Genomic DNA, 19,164 nt, shown 5'->3' with positions numbered 1-19,164 from the left:
GTAGGACGCCGCCGAACAATCATTGTGGGAAAGCCCCGCACCTTATGGTGCGGGGCTTTCCTGCGTTCACCACCAATTCGCTTTTGAAGAAGCCGGCCTTGCCCCTGCCGGGCAAGACCGACCTTTTCAGAGGCGGCCTGCGGCCTTCAGCGCGAGATAGGCGTCTGCCAGAGCAGGGGCCAAGTCGTCCGGCGTCGCGTCGACGACTGTGACGCCATGACGCTGAAGTTGCTCGGCCGTGCGGCGACGCTGAGCCTGGGCCTGGGTGCCGGCAGCGGCCTCGTAGACCGCATCGACGGTTCCTCGGGCCTTCGCCACCGTATCGGCGTGAGGGTCCGCCACCGAGGCGACCAGGACCGTGTGGCGCTGTGTGAGCTGAGGGAGGACGGGGAGAAGCCCCTCCTCGATCGGGGCGGCGTCGAGAGTGGTCAGCAGGACAAGAAGCGATCGGCGGGGTGCGTTGGCCAGGGCAGTGGCGGCCAGGCCGTGTGCATCCGTCTCCACGAGCTCGGGCTCAAGAGTGGCCATGGCGTCCACCACGGCGGGCAGAACGTCGCCGGCCGAGCGCCCTCGGACCTGGGCGCGTAGACGGCGGTCGTATGCCAGGAGACCCACGCGATCACCAGCCTTGGAAGCCAGGGCCGTGAGCAGAAGTGCCGCGTCCATCGCGGCGTCCAGGCGGGGGACGTCCCCTACGCGGCCGGCCGACGTGCGGCCTGTGTCGAGCACGATCAGGATGTGACGGTCCCGCTCCGGGCGCCACGTGCGGACGGCGACCGCGGACTGCCGGGCCGTGGCCCTCCAGTCGATCGATCGAGTGTCGTCGCCCGGCACGTACTCCCGCAGGCTGTCGAACTCGGTGCCCTCGCCGCGGGTCAGCAGGCTGGTACGGCCATCCAGTTCGCGTAGGCGGGCCAGTCGGGACGGCAGGTGCTTGCGGCTTGTGAAGGGAGGCAGGACGCGGACCGTCCAGGGGACCTTGTGGCTACCCTGGCGGGCCGCGAGACCGAGCGGGCCGTAGGAGCGGATGGTGACGCGTTCCGATGCGCGGTCGCCTCGGCGGGTGGGGCGCAGGGCGGTCGTGATGCGGCGGCGCTCGCCGGCCGGGACGGTGATGCGGTGTCGGGAGGCGGCCTGGTCAGTGCCGGGGAGCCAGCTGCTGGGCGGCCAGGCGTCGCGGAGATGCGCACGCAATCGACGGCGTGAGGGGTTGGCGACGGTGAGCTGGACCTCGGCGGCGTCACCGAGTCGAACTGTTGTGTCACCGCTTCGGGTGAACTGCAGCGTTCGCACTGGCGCTGCCATCGCGTAGTCGCACAGAATTGCTAGCGAGAGAGGCGCGTTCACCGCAAGCAGCCCCGTCCAGCTGGGGGCGAGGATGCCTACGGGGAGTGAGCCGATGGCGGCGATGAGCGCGGTTCGTCCGGTGAGGGCCACGGGTCACCGGCTCATCGGGGGACAGGGACGTGGGCGAGGATCGCCGTGATCACCGAGTCGGCGGTGACGCCCTCCATCTCGGCTTCCGGCCGGAGTTGGATGCGGTGGCGCAGAGTGGGCAGGGCGAGTGCCTTCACGTCGTCCGGGGTGACGTAGTCCCGGCCGGTGAGCCAGGCCCAGGCTCGCGCGGTGGAGAGCAGGGCGGTGGCGCCTCGGGGGGAGACGCCCAGAGTGAGCGAGGGGGATTCACGCGTGGCACGGCAGATATCGACGACGTAGCCGGCGATTTCCGGCGAGACGGTCGTCTTGGCGACGGCGGCACGGGCCGCTTCCAGGTCGGCCGGGCCGGCCACGGGACGGACTCCGGCAGCCTGCAGGTCGCGGGGGGTGAAGCCGTCGGCGTGACGGGTCAGGACGCTGATCTCGTCCTCCCGCGACGGCAGCGGCACCGTCAGCTTGAGGAGGAAGCGGTCCAGTTGGGCCTCGGGGAGGGGGTAAGTCCCCTCGTACTCGACCGGGTTCTGGGTGGCGGCCACCAGGAACGGATCGGGGAGCGGGCGAGGGGTGCCGTCGACGGTGACCTGGCGCTCCTCCATCGCCTCCAGGAGCGAGGACTGGGTCTTGGGAGGGGTGCGGTTGATCTCGTCGGCGAGCAGAAGGTTCGTGAAGACGGGGCCCTGCTGGAAGGAGAACTCGGCGGTGCGGGCGTCGTAGACGAGTGACCCGGTGACATCGCTCGGCATCAGATCGGGGGTGAACTGGACGCGCTTGGTGTCCAGTTCGAGGGAGGCCGCCAGGGCGCGGACCAGGAGCGTCTTGGCAACGCCCGGGACGCCTTCGAGAAGCACATGGCCGCGGCAGAGCAGAGCGACGACGAGTCCGGTGACCGCGGGGTCCTGGCCGACCACGGCCTTCGCGATCTCGGTGCGCAATGCCTCCAGGGAGGATCGCGCGCGGTCCGAGCTCTCTGCGGTCTCGGGGGGCGGGGCGCTCATGAGGTGCGTACCTCTCTTTCGAGGGCGTCGAGTTGGTCTGCCAGGCGGACAAGAGCGGTGTCGTCGGCGGGAGCGGGGCCGAAGAGCAGGTCGGTGAGATCCCGGGCGCCGTCGGGGAGACGGCTGGAGAGCGCCGGGAGAAGGGCCTCGGGGGAGTGGGCGTCGCGTGCGGGGACGCCGAGGAGCGGGGCCAGGCGGGTGCGTGCGGCGGCGCGGAGTACGGAGGCGGCGCGGTCGCGGGCGTTGGCTTTGCGGTAGAGGCGGGCGCGGCCCTCGGTCGCTTCGGAGGCGCGGATGGCGACCGGGAGGCGTTCGGCGACGAGGGGGCCGAGGCGGCGGGCTCGCCAGATGGCGGCGAGCACGGCGGCGATCGTGAGCTGGAGGGTGCCCCACAGCCATCCGGACGGGATGAGATCGACGAAGGCGGTCTCTTCTGCCTCGTCGAGCTCGTCGCGGGCGGAGGAGTCGGAGAGTGAGGGGAGGTACCAGACCAGATGGGGCCGGGAGCCGAGGAGTTGGAGGGCGAGCGAGGCGTTGCCCTCCTTGTCGAGACGGTCGTTGTAGAGGAGGTCCGGCGAGCCGATGAGGATGGTGTCGGTGCCCGCGGCGTCGATGCGGAGCAGGGTCGGCAGACCGTCGCTGAGGTAGCAGGACTCGGTGGGTGGGCGTTCCGTGGCGTAGCGCTCGCCGCCGATGTCGGCGCTGCCCGCGCGGACGGCGGCCGGGAAGGAGCACTGTGGTGCGCGGGCTTCGACGGGGACCGGAGACTTCGCGCTGATGCCGGGGACCAGGGTCCCGACGGAAGGCCGGCCCGGGGCGAGGAGGACCGTGCGGGTGCCGGGCTTGGCCATCGCCGAGCGGAGATCCTGCTGTTGAGTTTCCGTCAGCAGATCGGGGGTGGTGACCAGGAGGGTCGTGTCCGTGCCCGTCTCGGAGGTGGCCTCGTCGAGGGTGGTGGCGACGCGGATGGTGACGCCCTCGGTCTTGAGGAGTTCGGCCACGGCGCGGCTGCCGTACTGGTCGGCGGAGCGCGGGTCGAGGCGGCCGTGGTGGTCGCCGGAGCGGACGGCGGCCATGACGATGCCGGCGGTGACGAGGATGGCCAGGGCGAGCAGGATGCCGCGGGTCCGGGTCCAGATCTGGTGTGCCGTCAGGGCGGTCGACGTGGAGGTCGTGGGCGTGGTGCTCACGCTGCGCCTCCCGGGGCCGCCGCCAGGTCGGGCTTCGTGCGCTCCAGGGACTCGTCGAGCTCGCGGACCCGGTGGTACGCGGAGGCGTCGGCGGTGCGTCCGCCGTACGTGATGTCGTCGAAGACGCGGGCCGCGGCGCGGAGTTCGTCCGCGTGGGCCGGGAGGGGCCGGCCGGCCTCGGCGGCCGCCTCGTCGGCGGTGCGCCCGGGGCGGGGGTCGAGGAGGGTGCGCTCCTCCAGAGAGCGGACGATGGCCCGCATCCGCTCCTGGACGGCTTGGTTCCAGCGGTCGGCGGCGGCATGCCGTTCGGCGGTCGAGCGGTGTTCCGCGGCGGTACGGGGCCCGTCCTCGAAGAGGGAGTCCGCGGTGCCAGGGGTGCGCCTGGGGGTGCCGAGCCGCCACCACAGGGCGCCGACGACCGCGAGGACGACAAGGACGATGGCGACGAGGCCCAGCGTGCCTCCGGGAGAGGCCCCGGAGGCGGCCGCGAAGAGATCTCCGACCCATTCCCAGAAGCGGTCCAGGGCCTCCTGGAGGAGGTTGGGATCGTTCTCGTGGTACATCGGCTTGGACAGCTCCCGCTCCGCCGCCTCGCGGGCGGGGACGCGGGAGGTGTCCACCGGTACGTCGCTGATCGCGCGGCTCAGTGCCGCTGTTGTCGTGCCCCCCGTGGTGGACACCGCATCAGCTCCTGGTCGGGTCGTGGCCGGGAGAGGCGGGGCCGTAGCCGGGGAGGCCGGCGGAGCGGGCGAGTTCGAGGTCGAGCGCTTCGCGGCGGATGCGCTGGTCCACGTAGAGCAGGACGGTCACGCCGGACTGGATCGGGTACGTGATGGAGGAGGCGATCACCGCCCCGATCCCGCTGATGATCAGGAAGGTCCTGCCGAACTCCGGGGCCTTGCCGGACATCAGACCGCTCAGGCCTTCACCCTCGGCCGCGAAGGCGGCGAAGGTGAACGGAATGGCGATGATCATGGAGACCAGCAGCGTCAGGAGCAGCGTGAGGGCCAGCACGCCGAAGACCCGCCACCAGGCGCCCTGGACAAGCTTGGCCGAGCGGCGCATCGCCGCCACGACGCCCTGGCGTTCCAGCATCAGGGCAGGGGAGGCGAGGCTGAACCGGATCATCAGCCAGAAGACGACGCAGACTGCGGCGATCCCGCCCAGTCCGATCAGCGCGGCTCCCGCCGCGCCGCCGATCAAGGCGCCGGGGATCAGGCCCACGGCCATGATCCCGGCGCTGATCATGGGGAGAAGGAGCGTGAGACCGAGGAGCTGAGGAAGACGGGGGCGGGCTTCGGCCCAGGCTTCGCCGAGTGTGACCGGGCGGCCGAGGACCGAGCGGCTGACCACGATCGTCAACAGCGCCGTCGTGACCAGGGTGCCGACGAGGGCGATGAGCAGCGTCGGGCCCAGGCCGATGAGACTGGTCTGCAGACTCTCCACGGCGTCGTCGAGGGCCTCTGCCGGGCTCGCGTCGGGGTTCGCCTGTGGGGGCGCCGGAACGAGATAGCGCTGGACGAGGATGTCGCAGAACTGGGTAATCACGGAGACGGTGATCGTGACCCCGAGGATGGTGCGCCAGTGCGCCCGGAGCGTGGAGACCGCGCCGTCGAGGATCTCGCCGACGCCGAGCGGGCGCAGCGGGATGACGCCCGGCTTCGCGGCCGGCGGCTGACCCCATCCGCCCTGGCGGCCGGGGCCGCCCCAGCCCGGAACGGGCGCCGACGGCGGAACATGACCGGGACCGGGAGCGGTCGACGGGGACCACTGGCCGACGGGCGGCTGTTCCTTGGACCACTTGGAACCGGCACCGCTGCCGTCGGCCGGCTCGGAGGGCCGGGGCACGGAGGCGTTGTCGTCGTGGCCGTCGGAGGGGGCGGATCCGGGCGAAGCCCAGCCCGGAGAGTCGTTCACGGTCGTCCACCTCGAGGAATGGTCGCGGGGCAGGCTCGGCGAGCCGGCTCTGGCACGGTGCCCGGTCGCCCCTTGGGACGGCCGGATGGCGCCCATCGTGCCACGCGGGCCCCCACCGCGGGTCAGGCCGGGGATCTCCTGTGCACCTTCATTGTCGGCGTCGCACCGGGCAGACTGTGCGGATGGCTGATCAGTACGTACAAACCCCCGTCGGAACTGAGCCACCCACCCTCCCTGTCCTGCGCTGGGAGGAACCGCCCGAAGGGCCGGTGCTTGTCCTCCTCGACCAGAGAAGGCTGCCCGTGGAGGAGTCCACCCTCGTCTGCACCGATGTGCCCGCCCTGGTCGACGCGATCCAGACGCTCGCCGTGCGCGGTGCGCCACTCCTCGGCATCGCGGGGGCCTACGGCGTCTCCCTGGCCGCGCTGCGGGGCTACGACGTCGAGGAGGCGGCGGAGCTGCTGGCGGAGGCGCGCCCCACCGCGGTGAACCTGGCGTACGGCGTACGGCGGGCCGCCGAGGCCCACCGGGCCGCGGTGAAGAACGGCGCCGGCCCCGAGGGGGCGGCCTCGGCCACGCTGGCCGCCGCCCGCGAGCTGCACCGGCAGGACGCCGAGGCCAGCAGGCGGATGGCCGCGCACGGCCTGGCGCTCCTCGACGAGCTCTTGCCGGGAGGCAGCCACAGGATCCTCACCCACTGCAACACCGGGGCGCTGGTCTCGGGCGGGGAGGGCACCGCGTTCGCCGTGGCGCTGGAGGCGCACCGGGCGGGCAGCCTGCGCAGACTGTGGGTCGACGAGACCCGGCCCCTGCTCCAGGGCGCCCGGCTCACCGCGTACGAGGCGGCCCGTAACGGCATGGCGTACACCCTGCTCACGGACAACGCGGCGGGTTCGCTCTTCGCGGCGGGGGAGGTGGACGCGGTGCTGATCGGTGCCGACCGGATCGCGGCCGACGGCTCGGTGGCCAACAAGGTGGGAAGCTATCCCCTCGCCGTGCTGGCGAAGTACCACCATGTGCCGTTCATCGTGGTGGCTCCCCGCACGACGATCGATCCGGACACCCCGGACGGGGCGTCGATCGAGGTGGAGCAGAGAGCGGCCTATGAAGTGACCGAGCTCACAGCTCCGCACGCCGTCGGCGTCGGTCCGGAGGCCGGAACCTGGCTGCCCGTGGCCCCGCTGGGAACGCAGGCGTACAACCCCGCATTCGACGTCACGCCACCGGAGTTGGTGACGGCGATCGTCACCGAGCTGGGGGTGGTGTCCCCGGTCACCGGGGACGAGGTGGCGAAGCTGTGTGCCAGGTCACGACAGGTAACGATTGGCTAATGGGATGATGTCGATATGAAGGGACGCGTCCTTGTCGTCGATGACGACACCGCACTGGCCGAGATGCTCGGGATTGTGCTGCGGGGTGAAGGTTTCGAGCCGTCGTTCGTAGCGGACGGCGACAAGGCACTCGCCGCTTTCCGTGAGGCCAAGCCGGACCTGGTGCTGCTGGATCTCATGCTGCCCGGTCGGGACGGCATCGAGGTGTGCCGGCTCATCAGGGCCGAGTCCGGTGTGCCCATCGTCATGCTCACGGCCAAAAGCGACACGGTCGACGTCGTGGTGGGCCTGGAGTCCGGGGCCGACGACTACATCGTCAAGCCGTTCAAGCCGAAGGAGCTCGTCGCCCGTATCCGGGCGCGGCTGCGGAGGTCCGAGGAGCCGGCGCCGGAGCAGCTGGCCATCGGCGATCTGGTCATCGACGTGGCGGGTCACTCGGTCAAGCGGGACGGGCAGTCCATCGCCCTCACCCCGCTCGAGTTCGATCTCCTCGTGGCGCTGGCCCGTAAGCCGTGGCAGGTGTTCACCCGCGAGGTGCTCCTCGAGCAGGTCTGGGGCTACCGCCACGCCGCGGACACCCGGCTGGTGAACGTGCATGTCCAGCGGTTGCGCTCCAAGGTCGAGAAGGACCCCGAGCGCCCGGAGATCGTCGTGACCGTCCGTGGTGTCGGTTACAAGGCCGGACCGAGCTGACATGTCCCGCGGCAGCGCTGCTCCGAAGCCCGGGAAGCCGGGAGTCCGTGCGGGGCGGGCTGCCGGTCAGGGGCGTGACTCTTCGCGGGTCGGCCGCCTGTTCCAGGGCGGTCGGCTGCTCCAGGACGGGGCACCGGGTGGACCGGTGCTCCGGCTCTTCGCGCGCTGGGTGCGCCGCCCGCTGCTGCCCGCCATGCGGCTGTGGCGGCGGAACATCCAGCTGCGGGTGGTCGCGAGCACGCTGCTGATGTCGCTGGGTGTGGTGCTGCTGCTGGGGTTCGTGGTCATCGGCCAGGTCCGCAACGGTCTGCTGGACGCCAAGGAGAAGGCCGCCCAGAGTCAGGCGGCCGGTGGTTTCTCGGCCGCGCAGGACCGGGCGAGCGCCCCGGGGGGGCCGACCGGGCAGGACGGTGCCGGCCGGAACGGCAGCTCCGTGAACTGGCGCTCCGATCTCGTCCAGCAGCTGGCCAGTGGTGGCCAGAGCGCGTTCAACGTGGTGGCGCTGAGTTTGGAGTCCGAGGGCACCGCCAGCCGGGGCGCCCGGGCCTCCGGCGAGGTCGACCCGACCGCGAGCATCCCCAGCGGCCTGCGGGACTCCGTCGCCCAGGGCACCGGGACCTACCAGACCTTTACCCGGATCAAATACACCAGCGGCAAGGCCTCCGAGCCCGGGCTGGTCCTGGGCAAGCGGCTGAACGACGCCTCCGGCACGCAGTACGAGCTCTACTACCTCTTCCCGCTCACCCAGGAAGAGGACTCGCTCGCCCTGGTCAAGGGCACCCTCGCGACCGCGGGGCTGTTCGTGGTCGTGCTGCTCGGCGCCATCGCCTGGCTCGTCGTACGCCAGATCGTCACGCCTGTACGGATGGCCGCGGGGATCGCCGAGCGGCTTTCCGCCGGCCGGCTCCAGGAACGTATGAAGGTCACCGGCGAGGACGACATTGCCCGCCTCGGCGAGGCCTTCAACAAGATGGCCCAGAACCTCCAGCTCAAGATCCAGCAGCTGGAGGAGCTGTCGCGGATGCAGCGGCGCTTCGTCTCCGACGTCTCGCACGAGCTGCGCACCCCGCTCACGACCGTCCGGATGGCCGCCGACGTCATCCATGAGGCGCGCGTCGACTTCGATCCGGTGACCGCGCGCTCGGCCGAGCTGCTGGGAGACCAGCTGGACCGGTTCGAGTCGCTGCTCGCCGATCTGCTGGAGATCAGCCGCTTCGACGCGGGCGCGGCCGCCCTGGAGGCCGAGGCGATAGACCTGCGTGAGGTCGTACGCCGCGTGATCGGCGGGGCCGAGCCGTTGGCCGAGCGCAAGGGGACCCGGATCCGGGTCGTCGGGGACGAGCAGCCGGTGGTCGCCGAGGCCGACGCCAGGCGCGTGGAGCGCGTCCTGCGCAACCTCGTCGTCAACGCCGTGGAGCACGGCGAAGGCCGGGACGTGGTGGTGCGGCTGGCGTCGGCGGGCGGCGCCGTGGCCGTCGCGGTGCGCGACTACGGAGTCGGGCTGAAGCCGGGCGAGGCGACCCGAGTGTTCAACAGGTTCTGGCGGGCAGACCCGGCACGCGCGCGGACCACCGGCGGTACGGGCCTGGGCCTGTCCATCGCGGTGGAGGACGCCCGGTTGCACGGCGGCTGGCTCCAGGCCTGGGGCGAGCCCGGCGGCGGCTCGCAGTTCCGGCTGACACTGCCGCGTACGGCGGACGAGCCGCTGCGCGGCTCCCCGATACCCCTGGAGCCCGAGGACTCGCGGCGCAACCGGGAGCGGGCGGCCGCCGAGGAGCGGGGCCCGGGCGGGCGCGGCAGCCTGCCCGGGCAGTCGCTGGCGGAGCGCTCCGCGCTGGGCGTGCCGCCGCGCGCCCCGATGCCGCCGCAGGCGGCCGCCGACCCGACAGCGCTGCCGGGCAGCGGAGCCCGGGTTGTGCGGCAGCCGGCGGCCGGTACGGACCGGACCGTGGAGCGGGAGGACAGGACCCTTGGGCGCTGAGCGTCGGAACCACGCGGGCCGTGGGCGCGGCAGCAGGGGGGCGGTGGCGCTCCTCGCATGCGGCGGCGTCCTGCTGGCCGGCTGCGCGTCGATGCCGGACAGCGGTGACGTCAGCAATGTGAAGGCGTCCAAGCCGGGCGACTCGCAGGTGCGGGTGTACGCGGTGCAGCCGCGGGAGAACGCCGAGCCGAACGACATCGTCGACGGCTTCCTCGAGGCGATGACCAGCGACGATCCCGGCTTCGCCACGGCCAGGAAGTATCTGACCAAGCAGGCCGCGCAGAGTTGGAAGCCCGAGGAGCGCATCACCGTGCTCACGACGGCGCCCGACCGGCAGCAGCCGGAGCCGACCGGGCAGGACAACCAGGGCCGCAGCTACCGGCTCTCCGGCCGGCAGCTCGCGACCGTGGACGCCCGGGACGCGTACCAGCCGAAGACGCCCGCCGCCTACAGCGAGTCGATCCATCTGGTCCTGGAGGCCCAGCCGGACGGCCAGAGCAAGCAGTGGCGCATCGACAAGCTGCCGCCCGGTCTGGTGCTCAGCGAGTCGGACTTCCAGCGCAACTACCAGTCGGTCAACAAGTACTACTTCGCCTCCGGGCAGGACTGGGTCGTCGCCGATCCGGTCTACATCCGGCAGCGGCAGGACCCGGTCACGCGCCTGGACCCGGTGGCGCAGACCGTCACCGCGCTCCTGGAAGGGCCGACGAACTGGCTGAAGCCGGTCGTCGACTCGCGTTTCCCGACCGGTACGGCACTGAAGGACGGCGTCCGGACGCTGGTGCCCGACGACCAGAGCAAGCTGGTGGTGCCGCTCAACGAGAAGGCCTCCCAGGTCGGGCACGAGCAGTGCCGCCGGATGTCGGCGCAACTGCTCTTCACGCTGGCCGATTTGCCGTCGGTGCGGGTCGAGCAGGTGGAGTTGCAGCGGGCCGACGGCTCCCAGCTCTGCGTGGTGGGCAAGGCGCAGGCGGAGGAATTCGCCCCCGACCGCCCCTCGGGCACCCCCGACAACCCGTACTTCGTGGACGCCCAAGGCAGGCTCGCGCTGCTCGACGCGGGCGCCAAGGAGGTCGGAAAGCCGGAGAACGTACTGGGCCCGTTCGGCAACGGCGTCGTGAAGCTCTCCGCGGTCGCCGTGGCGCGCGACGAGAAGCACGCCGCCGGTGTCACCCATGACGGCCGTCAGCTGCGGGTCGCCTCGATCATGTCGGACGGTGAACTGCCGGAGCCACTGGTCACCAGCAAGGCGAAGCAGGCCGCCGACCGCCTGTCGGCGCCGAGTTGGGACGCGCGCGGGGACCTGTGGGTGGCCGACCGCAATCCGCAGAACCCGCGGCTGCTGATGCTGTCCGGCGGTGCGGGCGCCCCGATCGAGGTGAAAGCCCCCTGGCTCGGGAACGACCGCGTCGAAGGCATACGGATCTCCGCCGACGGGGTACGGATCGCGCTGCTGCTCACGAAGGACGACAAGACCACCCTGAAGATCGGCAGGGTCGAGCGGCAGGGGACCGGGGCACAGCAGACCGTCTCAGTCGTCGATCTGCAGGCCGCCGCGCCGCGCATGGAGACGGTCACCGCCGTGTCCTGGGCCGGACCGAGCAGGCTGGTCGTCGTCGGCAAGGAGGCCGGCGGGGTGGAGCAGGTCCGCTATCTGCGCACCGACGGCTCGACCTCGGCGGCGGGACTGCTGCCCGGGCTCAACCAGGTGACGGCGGTAGCCGCGGCCAACGACGACCGGGCGCCGCTCGTCGCCGACTCGGGCGACGGCATCGCGCGGCTGGTCGGCGGCGTGAACTGGCAGCTGATGGTCGAGACGGGGTCCTCGCCGGTCTACCCCGGGTAGACCGGCCCGACTAACTCCCCGAAGGGCTCCCTAGCGCCACGCGCGCAGGAGCCCTTCGCCATGTCTGCACACGGTGCTCCGGCCCTGGGCAGGGGACGCCCGGGGGGCGTTGTCCACAGGGGTGGCCGGATGCTCCCGTCGTGGGCACAGTGGAGCCATGCGGGTGTGGTGGCGCGAGATCGCCGGGCTGGTGCTGCCGACTGCCTGCGGCGGCTGCGAGAGGCCTCGTACGCCGCTGTGCGCGTCCTGCGCCCGGGCGCTGCACGGCTCGGCGGCCCGCCGGGTCAGGCCCGTGCCCGAGCCGCCCGGCCTGCCCGCCGTGCATGCCGCGGTGCCGATGCCGTACGGGCCGTGCTGCTCGCGCACAAGGAGCGGGGCGTGCTCGGGCTCGCCGGGCCCCTCGGGACCGCGCTCGCCGGGGCCGTGCGGGCCGCCGGCGGGGGCTGTGGGGAGAGCGGGGGCCGCCCCCTGCTGCTTGTACCGATGCCCTCCTCACGGCGTGCGGTACGGGCACGTGGCCACGATCCGGCGCGCAGGATCGCGCTGGCGGCCGCCCGGTCGCTGAGGCGTACGGGGACGGCGTGCGCCGTGGTGCCGGTGTTGCGGCAGCGGCGGGCGGTGGCCGACCAATCGGGGCTGGGGGCCCGGGCCCGGCGGGCGAACATGGCGGGGGCCCTGGAGGTCGTAGCCGGTGGGGAACGGCTGCTCGACGGGGGACGGCCCGTGCTGGTGGACGACCTCATGACGACCGGTGCGTCGCTGGCGGAGGCCGCGCGGGCACTGAGTGCCGTCAACGGCGGCCAATTCCCGCGATTCGAACCGCCGCCGGCAGCGGTGGTCGCGGTTTCTCCGCTGTCATTCGAAATAAACCGGAACTGAGGGGGAAGTTGCAACGTTGCAGGTAGTGAGAGGCCGAAAGCACCTGAACGGAGGTACCTCCTGGTAGAGGGTGCCGACACCCGTCCGATCGAGCTATGTTCGGTTGTGAGGAATGGCGAATTGCCATCGCCTCGCCGAATGCACGGGTGCGCCTGGAGGACGGGAGTTCAGGGCGAACTAACCTCGAAGATCGGTGGGTGGGGATCTTGCCGACTGGGGAGGAGGAGGTGAAAGTCGCCAGTCCGAGACTCCGGTAATCACCGGAGTCTGGTGCAAAGGGAGAAGCTCACCGGCGAGAGAGCCGGGAGGAGCGATCCGGGAACGGAGTTCTGCGTGGACATCGTCGTCAAGGGCCGCAAGACCGAGGTGCCCGAGCGGTTCCGCAAGCACGTGGCCGAGAAGCTGAACCTGGAGAAGATCCAGAAGCTCGACGGCAAGGTGATCAGCCTCGACGTCGAGGTGTCCAAGGAACACAACCCGCGGCAGGCCGACAGGTCGGACCGCGTTGAGATCACCCTCCACTCCCGAGGCCCGGTGATCCGGGCGGAAGCGGCCGCCGGCGACCCGTACGCAGCGCTTGACCTGGCAACGGGCAAGCTGGAGGCCCGGCTGCGCAGGCAGCACGACAAGCGTCACACCCGCCGGGGCAACGGCCGGCTGTCGGCGGCGGAGGTCGCCGATGTGGTGCCCGGCGTCGCACGGCTCAACGGAACCGGCGAACCGGTCGGTGAAGAGCGGGCGAACGGGGTGCCCACCACGAAGATCGGCTCGCTCGAAGTGCAGGGCGAGGGACCGCTGGTGGTCCGGGAGAAGACCCACACGGCGGCCCCGATGACGCTCGACCAGGCTCTCTACGAGATGGAGCTGGTCGGGCACGACTTCTATCTCTTCGTCGACTCCGAGACGAAGCTGCCGAGCGTCGTCTACCGGCGACATGCCTACGACTACGGCGTCATCCACCTCGAGACCGACCCGCTGGCCGGCTCCGAAGGCGGCGGCGCGGGTGGTGCGCTCGGCGGCTGACGGCGGCCGACACCGTCCCCAGTGGTGCCCTTGGAGCGCTCTTCGCGCTCCAGGGGCACCCTCCTGCAACCACGGGAACACCGCGCTGTCGTCCGGGCATGAAATCATGGCATCCCGCGCCAACCGGTGTGCTCAGAACAGCGGTTGGCGACCGACCATGAATTCAGGCCACGGCCTTCAGGGGGAGGAACGATGGCGGACACCTTCGGACCCGTGCACGGCGGCCGGAAGCCCGATTGCGCGGCCACTCCCGACGGAAGGGATTCGGCCAATGAGCGGTCCCGCACGGAACCGATCCGCGTGCTGGTGGTGGACGACCACGCCCTTTTCCGGCGAGGGCTGGAGATCGTCCTCGCCCAGGAGGAGGACATTCAGGTCGTAGGTGAGGCCGGCGACGGGGCGGAAGCCGTCGACAAGGCGGCCGATCTGCTGCCGGACATCGTGCTGATGGACGTACGGATGCCCAAGCGCGGCGGCATCGAGGCCTGCACCTCCATCAAGGAGGTGGCCCCCAGCGCGAAGATCATCATGCTGACGATCAGCGACGAGGAGGCCGACCTCTACGACGCGATCAAGGCCGGCGCGACCGGCTACCTCCTCAAGGAGATCTCCACGGACGAGGTGTCCACCGCGATCCGGGCGGTCGCCGACGGCCAGTCGCAGATCAGCCCGTCCATGGCCTCCAAGCTGCTGACCGAGTTCAAGTCGATGATCCAGCGCACCGACGAGCGGCGGCTTGTGCCCGCCCCCCGGCTGACCGACCGGGAGCTGGAGGTCCTCAAGCTCGTCGCCACGGGCATGAACAACCGCGACATCGCCAAGGAGTTGTTCATCTCCGAGAACACCGTGAAGAACCATGTGCGCAACATCCTGGAGAAGCTGCAGCTGCACTCCAGGATGGAGGCGGTGGTCTACGCGATGCGGGAGAAGATCCTCGAGATCAGGTGAGCTCGGCGACCAGTTGGGCGGTGAGCTCGGGGCGGTCGACGTACTCGACCCGTACGGCGTCGCAGCCGACCCACCCGGCCGCCTCGCGCAGGGCCTGCGCCATGGGGCGCACGGTCTTCGGGGAGTCGAGGAAGACCCGCTTCGCGACCAGCGTGCTGCCCTCGCGCGCGGGGTCGACCCGGCCGAGCAGCCGCCCGCCCGAGAGCAGTGGCATCGCGAAATAGCCGTGCACGCGCTTGGGCTTGGGCACATAGGCCTCAAGGCGGTGCGTGAAGCCGAAGATCCGCTCCGTCCGCGCCCGCTCCCAGATCAGGGAGTCGAAGGGCGAGAGCAGCGTCGTACGGTGACGGCCGCGCGGCTCGGACGCCAGGGCCTGCGGGTCCGCCCAGGCCGGCTTGGACCAGCCGGCGACCGTCACCGGCACCAGACCGGAATCGGCGACGACGGCGTCGAACTGCTCGCCCTTGAGGCGGTGGTAGTCGGCGATGTCCGCGCGCGTGCCCACTCCCAGGGCCTGCCCGGCCAGCCGGACCAGCCGCCGCAGACACTCGGTGTCGTCCAGGTCGTCATGGAGCAGGGCGTCCGGGATCGCCCGCTCGGCCAGGTCGTAGACCCGCTTCCAGCCGCGCCGCTCGGTGCACACCACCTCGCCGTACATCAGGGCACGCTCGACGGCGACCTTCGACTCCGACCAGTCCCACCACTCGCCCTTGTTCTTCGCGCCGCCCAGGTCCGTGGCGGTCAGCGGTCCCTCGGTGCGCAGCTGCTTGATCACCGCGTCGTAGGCCCCGTCGGGCAGGTCGTGGTACCACTGCGGGCGGTCGCGGTAGGCGCGGCGACGGAAGGCGAAGTGCGGCCACTCCTCGACGGGCAGGATGCAGGCCGCGTGCGACCAGTACTCGAACGCATGGGCATCGGTCCAGTACGCCCGCTCGACCGTGTCCCGGCCGACGGCGCCCAGGCGCGCGTAAGGGATCAGTTCGTGCGACCGGGCCAGCACGGAGATCGTGTCCAGCTGCACGGCGCCGAGGTGGCGCAGGACACCCCGGACGCCCGCCCGCCGGTCCGGCGCTCCCAGGAACCCCTGGGCGCGCAGCGCTATGCGGCGGGCGTCGTCGGCGGACAGTTCGGCTGCGGGCGGCGGCACAGGCGTCATGCTCCGCACCCTAAAGGCCGCCACTGACACTCCCGCCGGGCGGAGGGAACCCCGGGCCGACTGTCAGGTGCGGGGCGGCAGATACGGCACTGCTCCCGGGAGTCCGACGTCGGACGGGAGCAGCGAGCCGACCCAGCAGTCCCGGAGGGTGCCCTTGTTCAGCAGCGCCGCGCGCAGGGTGCCTTCGACGGTGAAGCCGGCCTTCTCGGCCACCGCGCGCGAGCCGGTGTTGCCGACCTCGGCGCGCCACTCCACACGCGTGCAGGACAGCTGGGTGAAGGCCCAGTGGGCCATGGCCTGGACGGCTTCGGACATGTAGCCGCGGCCGCGGTGCTCCTTGGCGGTCCAGAACCCGACTTCCCAGCTGCCCGAGCTGGGGTCGTGAAGGGCGGCCGCGGCGAGCGGCGGACCGCCCTCCAGGGGGCGTACGGCGAAGGTGTACGCGGTGTCGTCGCGCCAGCCGTCCGGGACCAGGCGGCGCAGGAAGTCGTCCACGTGCCGGCGCTCGTACGGGGAGGGGACCGTCGTCCAGCGCTGGATGTCCGGGTCCTGGCAGGCGGCGTGGACGGCGTCGGCGTCCTCGGCCACGAAGGTGCTCAGCCGTAGGCGGCGGGTGGTGAGGGTGATGGGCTCCATGGCGGGATTGTGGTGAGCGGGCGGTGGCGAGGCGAACACTTTTCGGTTCCGGGGGTCAGGAGCGGCACCTTCCGAGCGTCCCGGGCGTTGTTCTCTCAGGGCGGCGGTCGGCGGCGAGAACGATGGACCTCCCTGTCTGGCGGGGTCCTCGCTTACGATGGCCGTTGCGGTGGGGCCCGCCCACCGCCCCTGTCCGTGTCCATGACAAGACCCAGTGCCAGGCCCGACCGGCAAGGAGACCAGCCTCAGTGTCCGTCTTCAACAAGCTCATGCGTGCAGGCGAAGGCAAGATCCTGCGCAAACTGCACCGCATCGCGGACCAGGTCAACTCCATCGAAGAGGACTTCGTCAGCCTCTCCGACGCCGAGTTGCGGGCGCTCACCGAGGAGTACAAGCAGCGGTACGCCGACGGCGAGAGCCTCGACGACCTGATGCCCGAGGCCTTCGCCACCGTCCGCGAAGCGGCCAAGCGCGTCCTCGGCCAGCGCCACTACGACGTCCAGCTCATGGGTGGCGCCGCGCTGCACCTCGGCTACGTCGCCGAAATGAAGACCGGTGAGGGCAAGACCCTCGTCGGCACGCTCCCCGCGTACCTCAACGCGCTCTCCGGCAAGGGCGTGCACCTGATCACGGTGAACGACTACCTGGCCGAGCGTGACTCCGAGCTCATGGGCCGGGTGCACAAGTTCCTCGGCCTCTCGGTCGGCTGCATCCTCGCCAACATGACGCCCGCCCAGCGCCGCGAGCAGTACAACTGCGACATCACGTACGGCACGAACAACGAGTTCGGCTTCGACTACCTGCGCGACAACATGGCGTGGTCCAAGGACGAGCTCGTCCAGCGCGGCCACAACTTCGCCTGTGTCGACGAGGTCGACTCCATCCTCGTCGACGAGGCCCGTACGCCGCTGATCATCTCCGGCCCGGCCGACCAGGCCACCAAGTGGTACGGCGACTTCGCCAAGCTGGTCACCCGTCTTACCAGGGGCGAGCCCGGAAACCAGCTCAAGGGCATCGAGGAGACCGGCGACTACGAGGTCGACGAGAAGAAGCGCACCGTAGGTATCCACGAGGCCGGTGTCGCCAAGGTCGAGGACTGGCTGGGCATCGACAACCTCTACGAGTCGGTGAACACCCCGCTCGTCGGTTACCTGAACAACGCGATCAAGGCCAAGGAACTCTTCAAGAAGGACAAGGACTACGTCGTCATCGACGGCGAAGTCATGATCGTCGACGAGCACACCGGCCGTATCCTCGCCGGCCGCCGCTACAACGAGGGCATGCACCAGGCGATCGAGGCGAAGGAAGGGGTGGACATCAAGGACGAGAACCAGACGCTCGCCACGATCACCCTGCAGAACTTCTTCCGCCTCTACGACAAGCTCTCCGGCATGACCGGTACGGCCATGACCGAGGCCGCCGAGTTCCACCAGATCTACAAGCTCGGTGTCGTTCCGATTCCGACGAACAGGCCGATGATCCGCAAGGACCAGTCGGACCTGATCTACCGGACCGAGGTCGCCAAGTTCGCCGCCGTCGTCGACGACATCGCGGAGAAGCACGAGAAGGGCCAGCCGATCCTCGTCGGTACGACGTCGGTCGAGAAGTCCGAGTACCTCTCCCAGCAGCTGTCCAAGCGCGGCATCCAGCACGAAGTGCTCAACGCCAAGCAGCACGACCGCGAGGCGACGATCGTCGCGCAGGCCGGCCGCAAGGGCGCCGTCACGGTCGCCACGAACATGGCCGGCCGTGGTACGGACATCAAGCTCGGCGGCAACCCGGACGACCTGGCCGAGGCGGAGCTGCGCCAGGCCGGTCTGGACCCGGTCGAGCACGTCGAGGAGTGGGCCGCGGCCCTGCCGGCCGCCCTGGAGCGTGCCGAGCTGGCCGTGAAGGCGGAGTTCGAGGAGGTCAAGGACCTTGGCGGGCTCTACGTCCTCGGCACCGAGCGCCACGAGTCGCGCCGTATCGACAACCAGCTGCGCGGCCGTTCCGGCCGACAGGGCGACCCGGGCGAGTCCCGTTTCTACCTCTCCCTCGGCGACGATCTCATGCGGCTGTTCAAGGCGCAGATGGTCGAGCGCGTGATGGCCATGGCCAACGTGCCCGACGACGTCCCGATCGAGAACAAGATGGTCACGCGCGCGATCGCGTCGGCCCAGTCGCAGGTCGAGCAGCAGAACTTCGAGACGCGTAAGAACGTCCTGAAGTACGACGAGGTGCTCAACCGGCAGCGTGAGGTCATCTACGGCGAGCGCCGCCGCGTCCTGGAGGGCGAGGACCTGCACGAGCAGGTGCGCCACTTCATGGACGACACCATCGACGACTACATCCGCCAGGAGACCGCCGAGGGCTTCGCGGAGGAGTGGGACCTCGACCGGCTGTGGAACGCCTTCAAGCAGCTCTACCCGGTGAAGATCACCGTGGAGGAGCTGGAGGAGGCGGCCGGCGACCGGGTCGGGATCACCGCCGAGTTCATCGCCGAGTCGATCAAGAACGACATCCACGAGCAGTACGACGCCCGTGAGAAGCAGCTCGGCTCGGAGATCATGCGCGAGCTGGAGCGCCGCGTGGTCCTCTCCGTGCTCGACCGCAAGTGGCGTGAGCACCTCTACGAGATGGACTACCTCCAGGAGGGCATTGGCCTGCGCGCGATGGCCCAGAAGGACCCGCTGGTCGAGTACCAGCGCGAGGGCTTCGACATGTTCACCGCCATGATGGAGGGCATCAAGGAGGAGTCCGTCGGCTACCTGTTCAACCTGGAGGTCCAGGTCGAGCAGCAGGTCGAGGAGGTGCCGGTGCAGGACGCGGCCGAGCGCACCTCGCTGGACAAGCAGGACGCCGTGCCGGCGGGCGCCGCCCGTCCGGAGATCCGGGCCAAGGGCCTGGACGCCCCGCAGCGGCCGGACCGGCTGCACTTCTCCGCGCCCAAGGTCGACGGTGACGGAAGCATCGTCGAGGGCGACTTCGCCGCCGACGGCGGTGCCGCGGGCGGCGACGGGATGACCCGCGCCGAGCGCCGCAAGGCGCAGAAGAGCAGCGGCGGCGGCCGCCGCCGTAAGAAGTAGCCCGCCAGCGCGACAGCGCGACAGGCGGTACGGGTGGGGCCGGGCACCGGAAGGTGCCCGGCCC

Annotated in this window: 14 protein-coding genes and 1 pseudogene; 8 read left to right on the top strand and 7 right to left on the bottom strand. The window is 70.8% G+C overall.

The features are described 5' to 3' along the window. Positions 1–126: 126 nt before the first annotated feature. Genes IEZ01_RS31030 through IEZ01_RS31010 form a run of 5 tightly spaced genes read right to left on the bottom strand, consistent with a single transcriptional unit; the run spans position 127 to position 5,539 of the window. Positions 127–1,437 carry a DUF58 domain-containing protein gene (locus IEZ01_RS31030; RefSeq protein ID WP_189205021.1) on the bottom strand — a complete coding sequence of 437 codons (1,311 nt, stop codon included), beginning with the start codon at positions 1,435–1,437 and terminating at the stop codon, positions 127–129. A gap of 11 nt (positions 1,438–1,448) precedes the next feature. Next, positions 1,449–2,432: an AAA family ATPase gene (locus IEZ01_RS31025; protein WP_189205019.1), complete on the bottom strand. Its 984-nt coding sequence runs from the start codon at positions 2,430–2,432 to the stop codon at positions 1,449–1,451. Continuing rightward, entirely contained in the window at positions 2,429–3,622 is a 1,194-nt protein-coding gene (locus tag IEZ01_RS31020; RefSeq protein ID WP_189205017.1) for a DUF4350 domain-containing protein, read from the bottom strand. The genes IEZ01_RS31025 and IEZ01_RS31020 overlap by 4 nt, the downstream gene beginning before the upstream one ends. Next, on the bottom strand, positions 3,619–4,302 hold the full coding sequence (locus IEZ01_RS31015) for a DUF4129 domain-containing protein (protein ID WP_189205015.1): 684 nt from the start codon (positions 4,300–4,302) through the stop codon (positions 3,619–3,621). The genes IEZ01_RS31020 and IEZ01_RS31015 overlap by 4 nt, the downstream gene beginning before the upstream one ends. A gap of 4 nt (positions 4,303–4,306) precedes the next feature. Then, positions 4,307–5,539: a DUF7847 domain-containing protein gene (locus tag IEZ01_RS31010; protein WP_189205013.1), complete on the bottom strand. Its 1,233-nt coding sequence runs from the start codon at positions 5,537–5,539 to the stop codon at positions 4,307–4,309. 182 nt (positions 5,540–5,721) lie between these two features. Here IEZ01_RS31010 and mtnA point away from each other — a divergent pair, with 182 nt between their 5' ends. The 7 genes and pseudogenes from mtnA (at position 5,722) to IEZ01_RS30975 (ending at position 14,240) form a co-directional block, all read left to right on the top strand. Further along, positions 5,722–6,870, top strand: coding sequence for an S-methyl-5-thioribose-1-phosphate isomerase (gene mtnA, locus IEZ01_RS31005; protein WP_189205012.1), 1,149 nt, complete (start codon positions 5,722–5,724; stop codon positions 6,868–6,870). Positions 6,871–6,885: 15 nt separating this feature from the next. Further along, entirely contained in the window at positions 6,886–7,563 is a 678-nt protein-coding gene (gene mtrA / locus IEZ01_RS31000; RefSeq protein WP_009333493.1) for a two-component system response regulator MtrA, read from the top strand. 1 nt (position 7,564) lies between these two features. After that, on the top strand, positions 7,565–9,544 hold the full coding sequence (gene mtrB / locus IEZ01_RS30995; protein WP_189205010.1) for an MtrAB system histidine kinase MtrB: 1,980 nt from the start codon (positions 7,565–7,567) through the stop codon (positions 9,542–9,544). Continuing rightward, complete coding sequence (locus IEZ01_RS30990; RefSeq protein ID WP_078513304.1) at positions 9,534–11,390, top strand: LpqB family beta-propeller domain-containing protein; 1,857 nt, start codon at positions 9,534–9,536, stop codon at positions 11,388–11,390. Before mtrB ends, IEZ01_RS30990 begins: the two co-directional genes overlap by 11 nt. Before the next feature lie 157 nt (positions 11,391–11,547). Beyond that, positions 11,548–12,269: pseudogene (locus tag IEZ01_RS30985) on the top strand (ComF family protein). A gap of 333 nt (positions 12,270–12,602) precedes the next feature. Continuing rightward, positions 12,603–13,292 (top strand): ribosome hibernation-promoting factor, HPF/YfiA family, encoded by a 690-nt coding sequence (hpf, locus tag IEZ01_RS30980; RefSeq protein ID WP_019886814.1) that lies wholly within the window; start codon positions 12,603–12,605, stop codon positions 13,290–13,292. A gap of 192 nt (positions 13,293–13,484) precedes the next feature. Beyond that, the gene (locus IEZ01_RS30975) at positions 13,485–14,240 is read left to right on the top strand and encodes a response regulator (protein ID WP_019886813.1); all 756 of its coding nucleotides are present in this window, start codon (positions 13,485–13,487) and stop codon (positions 14,238–14,240) included. On the opposite strand, the gene IEZ01_RS30970 is transcribed toward IEZ01_RS30975, so the two are convergent. Together IEZ01_RS30970 and IEZ01_RS30965 are read right to left on the bottom strand one after the other, a co-directional pair. Next, a complete protein-coding gene (locus tag IEZ01_RS30970) occupies positions 14,233–15,396 on the bottom strand; it encodes a winged helix-turn-helix domain-containing protein (RefSeq protein WP_189205008.1) in 1,164 nt (387 codons plus the stop codon). The two genes, IEZ01_RS30975 and IEZ01_RS30970, sit on opposite strands and share 8 nt — an antisense overlap. Positions 15,397–15,459: 63 nt before the next feature. Next, positions 15,460–16,032, bottom strand: coding sequence for a GNAT family N-acetyltransferase (locus IEZ01_RS30965; RefSeq protein ID WP_189205006.1), 573 nt, complete (start codon positions 16,030–16,032; stop codon positions 15,460–15,462). A gap of 248 nt (positions 16,033–16,280) precedes the next feature. Here IEZ01_RS30965 and secA point away from each other — a divergent pair, with 248 nt between their 5' ends. Further along, complete coding sequence (secA, locus tag IEZ01_RS30960) at positions 16,281–19,100, top strand: preprotein translocase subunit SecA (protein WP_019886809.1); 2,820 nt, start codon at positions 16,281–16,283, stop codon at positions 19,098–19,100. The last annotated feature ends 64 nt before the right edge of the window (positions 19,101–19,164 follow it).

It is taken from the genome of Streptomyces purpureus (assembly GCF_014648195.1).
Classification (GTDB): domain Bacteria; phylum Actinomycetota; class Actinomycetes; order Streptomycetales; family Streptomycetaceae; genus Streptomyces; species Streptomyces purpureus.
This window is presented reverse-complemented; position numbering and strand designations above follow the sequence as displayed.